A 10,680-nucleotide genomic window follows, 5' to 3' on the forward strand; every position below is an offset into this window, starting at 1 on the left:
TCAGCGCAGAGCCGCCGCCACGAGGCCGCTGATCTCCTCCTCGGACACGCTTCCGCCGTTCACCAGCCGGTCGAAGATGAGGCCGTCCACACAGGTCAGCAGCGTCACCGTGCGTTCTTCCGGGTCCGCCACGCCCTGAGCGGCCAGAAAGTCGCGTGCCGCCTGCCGCGCCCGGTTCTCCCGCGGCACCAGGATCTCGCGCAGTTCGGGATGACGCGCGCTCTCGACCGCACACGCGTAGCGCGCCAGGGAACGCCTGCGCCCCTCCCCGGTGAGCCGCGCCGCGGAGAACTGCGCCAGTCCGGCGACCATGTCACCGACGGTGCGCGGGACCGGCACCCGGGCTCCGATCTCCTGCAGCTCGGCCTGGTCGAGTGCCACCAGGCGCCGGACCAGGGCGGTGAGCAGGGCCTGGCGGGTGCGGTAGTAGGCGGAGGTGGTACCGGCAGGCAGCCGCGCCGCCCGGTCCACGGCGCGGTGCGTCAGCCCCCGCATCCCGGCGTCGGCGAGGACGGCGATGGCGGCGTCGGCGAGGACAGTACGTCGGTCTGTGGACATCCCCTCTTTCTACACCCCGCTTCTACAGCTGTAGAGCATCTGCCGTAGGGTCTTCTACAGCTGTAGAAGATCAGGTGAGTGTGGGTCGAAGGGGGCTGCGGCATGGGCGGTACGGCGGTGGTGGTCGGCGGTGGCATAGGCGGGCTGGCGGCGGCGATCGGGCTGCGCCGGATCGGCTGGGAGGTACGGGTGGTGGAGCGGGCCGCCACCCTGGCCGACGCGGGCGCGGGCATCTCGCTGCACGCGAACGGTCTGCGCGCCCTGGACGCGCTCGGCGTCGGAGCGGCCGTGCGCGCGGCGGCCCGACCGCAGTACAGCGGCGGCACCCGCACCCCTGGGGGCCGCTGGCTGGCCCGTATGGACGGCGCCGCCCTGGAACGCGCGCTGGGCACACCGATCGTCGGTATCCGGCGCGCGGTCCTGCACCGCCTGCTGCGCGCCGCCCTGCCGGCCGAGTGCCTGCACATCGGGGTCACCGTGCCCGCACTGGACCGGTCGACCCCGGACCGGGTGGGAGTGCCGGTCGGGGGCGGCGTTCTGGACGCCGACCTGGTCGTCGCGGCCGACGGGGTGGGCAGCCGGCTGCGCGGACTGCTGTTCCCCGGCCATCCCGGCCCGGTCTACGGCGGCTCGACGGTACTGCGGGCCGTCACCGGCCGGCCGCTGGAGCTGAGCGGTGACTTCGAACTGTCCTGGGGCGGGGGTGCGGAGTTCGGGCACATCGCCTTCGCCGACGGCCTGGCCGAGTGGCACGCCGTGCTCACCGCCCCGGCCGGCGTCCGCCACGCCGACCCGCTCGGCATGCTGCGCCGGTGCTTCGGCGGCTGGCACGATCCGATCCCCGCGCTCCTGGACGCGACCCGGCCCGAGGTCGTGCTCCACCACGACATCCACGAGCTGGCCACGCCCTTGCGGTCGTTCGTCGCGGGCCGGGTGGCGCTCCTCGGTGACGCGGCGCACGCCATGACACCGCATCTCGGCCAGGGCGCCTGTCAGGCGCTGGAGGACGCGGTCACGCTGGCCCCCGCGCTCGCCGGTGAGCCGTCGGTCGGCTCGGCACTGGCCCGCTACGACGCCGAGCGCCGCCCGCGCTCCCAGGCGGTCGCCCGTGCCGCCCGGCAGGCGGGCCGGCTGGGTCAGCGGCTGTCCCATCCGCTCGCCGTCACCCTGCGCAACAGCGCGCTACGGCTGGCCCCGTCCCGGGCGACGACACGGGCGATCCTGCGACACGCCGACTGGACGCCGCCCCACCTCGGTTGACCTGCCGACCGGGTGCTCAGCGCTCGTCCCCCGTAGCCCTTCCGCCGCCCGGCACCGGCCACCGCACGGCCGATCGCCTGACCGGCGGCTGCCGGTGCTGGTCCGGGTCGGCCGGGTGCCGTACGGACACGCCACGAACAGCCCGTGGACACTGGGCGACGACGATGCCCCGACCGCACACGTGCGGGCGGGCCGGAGGCCCGCTCCCGCTCGGCCGCCGTGCGGCCCGTCCGCGCTGCCCCGGCCCTCGGGCCCCTGGGAGCCCGCGGTGCGTGGGCGGCCGGGGCATCCGCGATACGGGCGGCCGGCATGGAGCGGTGTCCGGGGTGGCACCCGGGCGCGGTGCGTGGCATGCGAGTGACGTGGCAGGCGCTGCGGCGTGAGACGAGGGCCGCGGCGCGCGGCGCGGCACGGGCCTGGGCGGGGCCGTGCCGGGAGCGGGATCTGGCCGTCCAGGCGATGAAGGCGGCCCTGGCCGCGTGGCTGGCCTGGGCGGTGGCGGGCTGGTGGCTGCACGCACCGGTGGCGTTCGTCGCGCCGTGGGTGGCGGTGGTCCTGGTGGAGTCGACCGTGTACCGGTCGATCGCACACGGGCTGCAGCAGCTCGCGGCGATCGCGGCCGGCACGATCCTGGCCACCGCGGTCGCGCTGCCACTGCACACCACGGTGGCCGCGATGGCCGTCGTCCTGCCCCTCGCGCTGCTGCTCGGCCAGTGGCGGCGCCTGGGCAGCCAGGGCATCTACGCCGCCACCGGCGCCCTGTTCGTCCTGACCAACGGGTCCGTCACCGTCACCACCTCCGCGGCCCGGCTCGCCGAAGCCCTGTTCGGAGCCGTAGTCGGCATCGCGGTCAACGCCCTGGTCCGGCCGCCGCTGTACCTGCGGGACAGCCGGGCCGTCCTCAAGGACGCGACCGAGGAGGCCCACGACATCCTGCGGGCCGTGGCGCAGGGGCTGGCCGAGGGACGCTGGGACACCGAGGAGGCCGGGGCCCGGCACGAACGGGCCCTGCGGCTGCACCGGCTCGTGGAGCAGGCCCGCTCCGCACTCGCGTGGAGCCGGGAGAGCCTGCGCGGCAACCTGCGCCGCCGCCGCACCCGTGCCGAGCCACCGCCCAGCCAGGGGTACGACGACGCGATCGTGGTGCTGGACTACGCGGCCGTGCACACGGCGGGCGTGACCCGCACGGTGCTGGAGGCGGCCGCCGAGGACCGTGCGGCCCCCCGGCCGCACCCCGAACTCGCCCGCCGCTACGCCGAGTTCCTGCACCGCACCGCGCACGCGCTGCGGCTCTACAGCCACAGCCGGTTCGGCGACGAGGCGTGCGACGACGAACTGCGCGCTGCCATCGCGCGGTTGCGCGAGACGCTGGACGAGGTACGCCGGGACCTGGTCCGCGCCACGACGGACGACCCCGACGAGGTCGCCACGTACGGCGCACTGCTCGCCCAGGCACACCGGCTGGCCGACCAGCTGGCCGCCTCGGGCACGTGACACCCAACAAGCCGAGGGGGCCGTACTCGTCAGCCCCCCGACACCGAGCTGGCGGAGCCGGAAGTGGTGGAACGCGCCAAGATCGCTGCGGCATTGTTGTGCCGGACGAGACCTCTGCCTGTGTCTGCGGCCGTGAAGTGCCTACCGGCCACGGGCCGGTTGCGTGGTCATCGGCTCGTCGGCCGGGTACGGCCTGGCAGCGCCCAGTGCGCGGCGCACCGCCACCGCCGGCTGGTACCGCACCGCGGCCACCCGGGACCTTGCCCGAGCCGCAGGCCGGCCGCAGGATGCGGGTCTCGTCGCTCAGGGCGCGACCGGGAGCACCCCGCCCAGGTACTCGAAGAGGGAGTCCACCACCGGGTGGGACGGGTACGTCACCGTGACAGCGGCGTTCGCGTATGGCGGGCAGGGGGATGGCCCGTACGCGCGGGGCCACGCAGCCGGGGTTCGCCCACTGTGGATCCCATCCACGAGGTGCGCGCTTCCGCCTTCGGGACTCCTACGCATGAGCGGTCAAGGGCGACGCGGGGCCGCCTCTCCCGCACCGCGGCGCTGCCGTCGGGGGTGCGCCTGGGAGAGCGGATCCGGTGCCCGGCCGGGTGGAGGCTGAGTAGCCGTACTCATGTGTCCGCCCCGTCGGCCGGGCAGCGTGAGGACCATGAATCTTCCCGTCGCCCCACCGGCGTTCGACGCCACCCACGGTCCCCGACGGCACGACCGCGCCGACACCGGTGCCGACATCGGAGCCGGGTGCGGCCTGGTGTTGCTGGAACTGACGGCGCTGGCGTGCGACTTCGGGCTGTGGTTTCTGTCCGGGATCAATCTGGACCAGGCCAAGACCGTGAAGGCCGACCCGCTGTGGGGCTATCTGACCGCCGCGGCGGGAGTCGCCGCCTTCGCCTTGGTGGCGGCGCTGGTCGCGGCCCGGGCCCGGGCGTTCGCGACCGTCGTCGGCCAGCTCGTCATGGCCCTCCTGATCACCGTCGTGGTGTACGCCGGTGCCACGGCCCAGGCCCACGACGACAGGTCGGCCGACAACGGGATGCACACCTGCCACACGGGACCCGCCGCGCCGCGCTGCCGCTGAAGCAGAGAGAAAAGGAGTTGTCCGGGCGGCCGGGCTGCCGCCACGATCGGCGCATGACCTCGCCGACCGTCTTCCTGCCGCCGACCACCGCCGACCGCCCGGTGTGCGACCGGCAGCAGCAGCCCGGTCGATCACGGAGACCGACGCCCGTCCACGCATGACGGCGGCGCTGGTCGCGGGGCTCCTGGCGGGGTACGGCATCGCCGTACCCGTGGGGGCCGTCGGGACGTATCTGGTGGCGTTGACCGCCCGGACCTCATGGAAGACCGGCGCGTGCGCCGCGCTGGGGGTGGCGGCCGCTGACGGCCTCTACGCGCTGATCGCCGTACTCGGAGGCTCCGCGCTGGCGCACGCCCTCGAACCGGTCACACACCCCCTGCGCTGGATCGCCGGCTCGGTGCTCGTCGTCCTGGCCGTACGCGGCGCAGCACAGGCGATCGCCCACTACCGGGAGCCGCGGACGGACGCCCGGAGCGACGAGGCTCCGCCCCACCCGGCACGGGCCTTCATCGGGCTGTGGGGCGTCACGATGATGAACCCCCTCACCGTGCTCTACTTCGCGGCTCTGGTGCTCGGCAGCCAGACCTCGGCGGAGCCGGGTCATCTGGAGCGGGCCGTGTTCGTGGTGGCCGCCTTCGCGGCGTCCGCCAGTTGGCAGCTGCTCCTGGCCGGCAGCGGTGCCCTGCTCGGCCGGCTCCTGACCGGCAGCCGTGGGCGCCTCTGCACGGCCCTGGCGTCCAGCGCGGTGATGACCGCGCTCGCCCTTCGCATGCTCTTCGCACACGCCTCCTAGTCGGGCAACCGCTCCAGGAACGCCGACAGTTCGGCGTCAAAGCGTGCCGGGTCCTCCATGCTGGGGTAGTGCGCGGCACCCGGCACGGTGGCGGCCCGGGCGCCGGGCACGAGACGGGTCAGCCGGGTGGCCGCGGCGAGGTGATCGGCGGCGTCCAGGGCACCGTTGATCGCGTACACGGGGACCGTGATGCCCGTGGCGCGCTCCCAGGTGGCGGTGACGGGCACCCGGTGGTCCGGTTCCCCGGGTGTGTGCTTGGCGAGTGTGCCGTGGGCCATCTCCCCTATCCGGCGGACGACTTCGGAGGCGACGTCGGCGAGGTCGCGGTGCGGGCCGGCGGTGAAGCGTTGGAAGGCGTCCACCCAGCCGGGCACGTCACCGGCCGCAAGGGCCTGCTGCTGGGCGGCGAACACGTCCAGGGCCCAGGGGTCCTCGAAGACGGGCTCGCTCGTGCCGACGCCGCTGACCACGACGGCGCGGACCAGTTCGGGGTGCTCCAGCGCGCAGTCGACCGCGGTGGCCCCGCCCATGGAGACGCCGACGAGCACGGCGGGAGCGGCGTCGAGGCCGCGCAGCAGCGCGGCGAGGTCGTCGACGTGCCGGAAGGGGCCGGTCGCGTTGGCCGAGCCGCCATGGCCGCGGGCGTCGTAGGTGATGACCCGGTGGCGGGGCGCGAAGGCGCGGATCTGCTCCTCCCACATGCGGTGGTCGAGGAAGCCGGCGTGCAGGAACACCAAGGGCGCGCCGGAGCCCGCCTCGCGGTAGGCGAGGGAGCCGTCGGCGGTCGGCAGCGAACGGGTGGGCAGGGAGGCGAAGTCTACGGTCATGACAACCAAGGTGTCATTTCTTGCACGTGTTGGCAACCGAGGTGTCATCCTGGTGCCATGAAGGACCACCGCACCGCAGTCACCGGCGAGCCCTCCCCGGACGAACTGGCCGAACGCCTCACGGAGGTGTTCGACCTGGTCGGTCCGCTCTACCGGCGGGTGCACCGCAAGGTGGAGCAGGCAGCGCCGATCGAGGGTCTGTCGGTCGGCGTGCGCGCCGTACTCGATCTGCTGCGCGCGCAGGGGCCCCTGACGGTGCCGCAGATGGGGCGGGCCCAGGCGCTCAGCCGGCAGTTCGTCCAGCGCATGGTGAACGACGCCGCGCGGCTCGGGCTCGTGGAGAGCGTCGCGAACCCCGCCCACCGCCGGTCCTCACTCATCCGGCTCACCGACCCGGGCCGGGCCGCGATCGGCGCGGTACGGGCCCGTGAGCACGCGCTGCTGCGCCGCGTGGGCAATGATCTGACCCCGGCGGACGTGGACGCGTGTCTGCGGGTGCTCGGCGCGATGCACGCGCTGTTCGAGGACGTGGATGTGGACTGAGCCACGGCCGCACGCGCCCGGTTGCCGGGTCAGCCGTTCACGAGCGCCTTCAACCGGTCCAGGGTGCCGTTGAAGCGGTCGTGGTCCCCGACGGTCTTGCCGGACGAGGTGTACTGCCACATCGTGTGGTACTGCCAGCCCGCCGGCAGCGTCCCGGCGGTCGAGGCGTAGCGGGCGATCCACAGCGGGTTGGTCTTGCCGAAGCCCGAGTAGTTGCCGGTGCACTCGGTCCACCAGTTGGTCGCCGTGTAGATGACCGCGTCCCGGCCGGTGCGGGACTTGTAACGGTTCACGAAGTCACGGATCCAGCTGACCATGGAGCTCTTCGACTTGCCGTAGCAGGAGCCGCCGTACGGATTCCACTCGATGTCGAGCACGCCGGGCAGGGTCTTGCCGTCCTTGGACCAGCCGCCGCCGTGCGCCAGGAAGTAGTCGGCCTGGGCGGCGCCGCCGGCCGTGTCCGGGGTCGCGAAGTGATACGCGCCGCGGACCATGCCGGTCTTGTAGGAGCCGGTGTACTGCTGGCTGAAGGAGGGGTTGGTGTAGGACGTCCCCTCGGTGGCCTTCGTGTACGCCCACTTCACGCCGTCACCCCACAGCGTCGCCCAGGCGACGTTCCCCTGGTAGCTGGAGACGTCGACGCCCTCGATCTGGTTCTCGCGGGCGGGGGCGGGCGTGGCGTCGGGGCCGCTGGCGCGTCCGTCGTGGGCGAGGACGCCGATGCCCATGTACGCGCTGCCGCGCGGAGGGACGTCCGGGGCCGACGCGGACTGGGCCGCGGGGCCGGGCAGAGAGAGCAGGAGGCCGGTCAGGACGCCCGTGACGACAAGGCGTGAGCGGCCGAGGGAGAGGGACATGGCGCTTCGCACGAACACCATCTGACCCGTGGTCGGGCCGCGCCGCACTTCGGGTACGGCCCAACGAATGCATCGCGGGCCGCGTTTGGTCCGTTCGGGTGGCCTCGGGGTCGTCTCGGGGTGGTCCGCGGAGGCGGGCCGGTCGAAGGAGTCACCCGGGGCGCTCCCGTGACCGGCCCGCGGCGGATCAGACGTCGATGCGGTGCTGGGTCCAGAAGGAGGTGAGGTCGGTGCTCGTGGCGGCCTGGGCGGCGGCCTTGAACTCGGCCGTGGCCGACACTCCGTACCAGTGGGCGGTCGCGTAGTCCTTCATCAGCTTGGCCATGGCGGTGTCACCGAGGACACGGCGCAGGTCGTGCAGGGCACACTTGCCGTAGCCGTAGACGACGGTGGAGTAGCGGGAGGAGTGCGCGTCCCAGTAGGCCATGGAGTTGGTGATCCTCTCGGCGCTGGAGGCCCAGGAGACGCTGTTCCAGCAGTTGGTACCGGTTTTGCCGAGGGCGAGGTCGGTGGCGTAGTCGGCGAACGCCTCGTCCAGCCAGGGGCTGGTGTACTCGTCGTCGCCGACGATGCCGTACCACCACTGGTGGCCTATCTCGTGGGTGAGGGCGGTGGTGCTGACCAGGTCCAGGACGAAACCGGGGTACTCCATTCCGCCGAACCAGTAGTTGTTGTCGATGACGGCGTCCAGCTCGCCGTAGGGGTAGGCGCCGAAGCGGGCCGCGTGGGCGTCGACGGCGGTCTTCGCGGTGCTGAGCATGGACTGGGCGCTGGAGGAACTGATGCCCGAGACGGAGTAGACGTTCACCGCGACGCCGGCCGGCGAGGTGCCGGAGATCTTGCTGAAGGGCCCGGCGGCCCAGGCGAAGTCACGGACCCTGGACGCGGTCGCCGTGGTGACGGTACGGCCGCTGGAGCCGGGGGTGTCGGTGGAGGTGCCGGTGGCCGGGACCAGCAGGCCGCTCGGGTGGTCGAGGGTCACCTTGAAGTCGGCGGCGAGGGAGTAGAACGACTCGCCGTTGTTCGTGTACGGGTCCAGGTGCCAGCCGCTGCTGTCGCGGACCGCGAGGACGGGCAGCGCGTTGCCGACGAAGCTGTAGGCGCCGTCGTGGCCGAAGCGGTCGGCGCCGCTGGGCACGGTGATGCCGAGGTCGAAGCCGATGGTGGCGCTCTGGCCCTGGGCCAGCGGGCCCGGCAGGTCGATCCTGAGCGCGGTGCAGTCCACGGAGAGCGCGCCCGCGCTGCCGCCGGTGACGCCCGTGACCCGGATCGGCATGGCGTCGCAGGTGCCGTGGTAGTTGTCCCACAGCCGCAGGTAGACCTCGTTCAGCGCGGTGGCCGAGGCGTTGGTGAAGGTCACACTCTCGTGCCCGGTCCAGGCGGTGCCGCTCGTGTCGCTGCTGAGGCTGACGGTGTACGAGGGTGCGGCCGGGGTGCGGGTGGAGTCGCCCGGCGGTGGTGTGGTGCCGCCGGAGGTGTCGAGCGCGATGTCGTCGAGCACGAAGCTCGTCTGGAGGCTGGAGTCCTCGGTCCCGGCGAAGGAGAGGCTGACGGTCTGCCCGGCGTACGCCGACACGTCGACCGACTTCCGGACGTACCCGGTGTTCTCGTCGAGGTTCGAGTAGGTGGCCAGCGTGGTGCTGCCGATCTTGGCCGTGAGCTTGTCGTACGCGATGGACGAGGTCGTCTCGTCGGTGTCGATGTGCAGCCAGAAGGTGAGGGTGGCCGCGTCGCACCCGGCCGGGATCGTGACGCTCTGGCCGAGAGTGTCCGTGTGGGTGCTGCCGGTTCCATCCAGCCAGGCATAGGAGCTGCCGCCGTGGGCGGCCTCACCAGAGCGGCTGGTGATGACGGTGGAGGAGGACGTCGACCAGGGCGATGTCCCGCTCTCGAAGCCGCCGTTGCCGACGACCTGCGCCGGAGTGCAGGCGGCGGGTGCCGTGGCCGGGCGGGCCGCGGCGGGCGTGCCGGGGAGCACGAGGGCGGCGACCGCGACGACGGTGAGCGCACCGGCGCCGAGGGCCTTGTGGGGGGTCGGTCTCACACGCTACTCCTTTGCGGCGGCCGGGATTCCCGGCCTGCTCGATGGCCGCCGGGCCGGCTGGGGTGAGCCGGGACGGCCACGGACGGGGCTTGCGCGATCGCTGCACCGAGCGGTGCGCCGCGCCCTCACAGGCGTCAGGGCGCGGACTGCCGGACGTTCGAGAGAGTGCCAGATTTGACCGGACCATGCCAGAAGGTGCGGCGCATTGTGTGAGAGTGCCGGGTCAGGTGCCGGTCAGGAGGCGCGCAGTGTCACGAAGACGGCCGTCAGCGGGGTGCCCTGCGGGTCCTGCCAGCCGCGCGCCACGTGGCCGATCGCTCCCTCGGGGCGCGGCGGCGGGTCGCCGGGGACGGGGTTCAGGACGCGGTGCAGGTGGAGGACCGTGCCGTGCGGGGTGCGCAGGTGGGTGCCGTCCTGGTCGTCGGCCGGCTCGGGGGTGAAGCCGCCCGGGCTGAAGGGGGCGCCGGTGTAGGAGCGGACCACCTCGGGGTCGAGGGCGCCGTCGATGCTCTGGGCGTGCGCCTGCGCCCCGCCCTCGATCAGCGACAGCAACTGGGCGACCAGCACCGGGTCGTGGCAGCCGTCGTAGACCCAGCGCTTGCCCAGCACACCGTGCTCTATCGTGCCGACCACAGCGCGCTCCGCCCCCTCCAGCGGCGCGCCGCGATAGGTCAACACGGCCAGGTAGGCGGTCGGTTCGGGCGTGGAGGTGTCCGTGGCCACCATGAACTCGATGCCGACCTCGCCCTCGGGGTCCTCCAGCCGGAAGCCGCCGGACTTGGTCAGCACCGGGGCGTCCGGGCCGCCGCGGTACCAGGGGCGGGTGGGCAGCCAGTCGGTGAGCAGCTCCAGCTTCGTGGGCTTGAGCGTGGTGTGGTGAATGATGGCCATCGCGCTGCTCCCTCCATCGTGCGCAAGTCGACCCCCGCAGCTTGGCACACCGTTCGCGCAGCTCATCCGCCCGCCCCGACGGACGCCGGGGCCGACACGGCGCAGGAGTCGGGTGGTTCGCCCGGCAGGGGGCCGCACATCGCCGCACGCGGTGGTGCGCGGTGGTCGGCGTGGGGTCCCGCCTATGCGGTGATGTCCCCTCGCCGGAGGCCGATCACCGGGCACAGCAGCGGGGGGGGGGGGGGGGGGGGGGGGGGGGGGGGGGGGGGGGGGGGGGGGGGGGGGGGGGGGGGGGGGGGGGGGGGGGGGGGGGGGGGGTGGGGGGG

Annotated in this window: 10 protein-coding genes; 5 read left to right on the forward strand and 5 right to left on the reverse strand. The window is 73.5% G+C overall.

Annotated elements, in window-relative coordinates; all coding sequences use genetic code 11:
• Positions 1 to 558 (reverse strand): TetR/AcrR family transcriptional regulator, encoded by a 558-nt coding sequence (locus ACZ7GZ_RS35175; protein WP_471030608.1) that lies wholly within the window; start codon positions 556 to 558, stop codon positions 1 to 3.
• 102 nt (positions 559 to 660) lie between these two features.
• Between ACZ7GZ_RS35175 and ACZ7GZ_RS35180 the strand changes: the two genes are divergently transcribed.
• From ACZ7GZ_RS35180 to ACZ7GZ_RS35195, 4 genes are all read left to right on the forward strand, one after another.
• A complete protein-coding gene (locus ACZ7GZ_RS35180; RefSeq protein ID WP_471030611.1) occupies positions 661 to 1,818 on the forward strand; it encodes an FAD-dependent monooxygenase in 1,158 nt (385 codons plus the stop codon).
• Between the two features lie 351 nt (positions 1,819 to 2,169).
• Positions 2,170 to 3,312 carry an FUSC family protein gene (locus ACZ7GZ_RS35185; RefSeq protein ID WP_471030613.1) on the forward strand — a complete coding sequence of 381 codons (1,143 nt, stop codon included), beginning with the start codon at positions 2,170 to 2,172 and terminating at the stop codon, positions 3,310 to 3,312.
• 658 nt (positions 3,313 to 3,970) lie between these two features.
• Positions 3,971 to 4,399, forward strand: a complete 429-nt coding sequence (locus tag ACZ7GZ_RS35190) for a DUF6234 family protein (protein WP_471030615.1) — start codon at positions 3,971 to 3,973, stop codon at positions 4,397 to 4,399.
• A gap of 157 nt (positions 4,400 to 4,556) precedes the next feature.
• Entirely contained in the window at positions 4,557 to 5,192 is a 636-nt protein-coding gene (locus ACZ7GZ_RS35195) for a LysE family transporter (protein WP_471030618.1), read from the forward strand.
• Here ACZ7GZ_RS35195 and ACZ7GZ_RS35200 read toward each other — a convergent pair.
• Positions 5,189 to 6,019 (reverse strand): alpha/beta fold hydrolase, encoded by an 831-nt coding sequence (locus ACZ7GZ_RS35200; protein ID WP_471030620.1) that lies wholly within the window; start codon positions 6,017 to 6,019, stop codon positions 5,189 to 5,191. The two genes, ACZ7GZ_RS35195 and ACZ7GZ_RS35200, sit on opposite strands and share 4 nt — an antisense overlap.
• Positions 6,020 to 6,076: 57 nt before the next feature.
• Here ACZ7GZ_RS35200 and ACZ7GZ_RS35205 point away from each other — a divergent pair, with 57 nt between their 5' ends.
• Positions 6,077 to 6,562, forward strand: coding sequence for a MarR family winged helix-turn-helix transcriptional regulator (locus ACZ7GZ_RS35205; protein ID WP_471030622.1), 486 nt, complete (start codon positions 6,077 to 6,079; stop codon positions 6,560 to 6,562).
• A 29-nt stretch (positions 6,563 to 6,591) separates the two neighbouring features.
• Here ACZ7GZ_RS35205 and ACZ7GZ_RS35210 read toward each other — a convergent pair whose 3' ends face one another.
• The 3 genes from ACZ7GZ_RS35210 to ACZ7GZ_RS35220 form a co-directional block, all read right to left on the reverse strand.
• Positions 6,592 to 7,419, reverse strand: a complete 828-nt coding sequence (locus tag ACZ7GZ_RS35210) for a lysozyme (RefSeq protein ID WP_471030632.1) — start codon at positions 7,417 to 7,419, stop codon at positions 6,592 to 6,594.
• A 187-nt stretch (positions 7,420 to 7,606) separates the two neighbouring features.
• On the reverse strand, positions 7,607 to 9,463 hold the full coding sequence (locus ACZ7GZ_RS35215; protein ID WP_471030625.1) for a M1 family metallopeptidase: 1,857 nt from the start codon (positions 9,461 to 9,463) through the stop codon (positions 7,607 to 7,609).
• Positions 9,464 to 9,697: 234 nt separating this feature from the next.
• Positions 9,698 to 10,354: a maltokinase N-terminal cap-like domain-containing protein gene (locus ACZ7GZ_RS35220; protein ID WP_471030627.1), complete on the reverse strand. Its 657-nt coding sequence runs from the start codon at positions 10,352 to 10,354 to the stop codon at positions 9,698 to 9,700.
• Positions 10,355 to 10,680: the final 326 nt, after the last annotated feature.

The organism is Streptomyces sp. NPDC037288 (genome assembly GCF_055603265.1).

What these genes read in the sequence shown, in the direction of transcription:
- ACZ7GZ_RS35190 (WP_471030615.1), top strand. Translation starts at nt 3,971, where the DNA reads ATGAATCTTCCCGTCGCCCCACCGGCGTTCGACGCCACCCACGGTCCC.
- ACZ7GZ_RS35175 (WP_471030608.1), bottom strand. Translation starts at nt 558, where the DNA reads ATGTCCACAGACCGACGTACTGTCCTCGCCGACGCCGCCATCGCCGTC.
- ACZ7GZ_RS35220 (WP_471030627.1), bottom strand. Translation starts at nt 10,354, where the DNA reads ATGGCCATCATTCACCACACCACGCTCAAGCCCACGAAGCTGGAGCTG.
- ACZ7GZ_RS35185 (WP_471030613.1), top strand. Translation starts at nt 2,170, where the DNA reads ATGCGAGTGACGTGGCAGGCGCTGCGGCGTGAGACGAGGGCCGCGGCG.
- ACZ7GZ_RS35195 (WP_471030618.1), top strand. Translation starts at nt 4,557, where the DNA reads ATGACGGCGGCGCTGGTCGCGGGGCTCCTGGCGGGGTACGGCATCGCC.
- ACZ7GZ_RS35205 (WP_471030622.1), top strand. Translation starts at nt 6,077, where the DNA reads ATGAAGGACCACCGCACCGCAGTCACCGGCGAGCCCTCCCCGGACGAA.
- ACZ7GZ_RS35210 (WP_471030632.1), bottom strand. Translation starts at nt 7,419, where the DNA reads ATGTCCCTCTCCCTCGGCCGCTCACGCCTTGTCGTCACGGGCGTCCTG.
- ACZ7GZ_RS35200 (WP_471030620.1), bottom strand. Translation starts at nt 6,019, where the DNA reads ATGACCGTAGACTTCGCCTCCCTGCCCACCCGTTCGCTGCCGACCGCC.
- ACZ7GZ_RS35180 (WP_471030611.1), top strand. Translation starts at nt 661, where the DNA reads ATGGGCGGTACGGCGGTGGTGGTCGGCGGTGGCATAGGCGGGCTGGCG.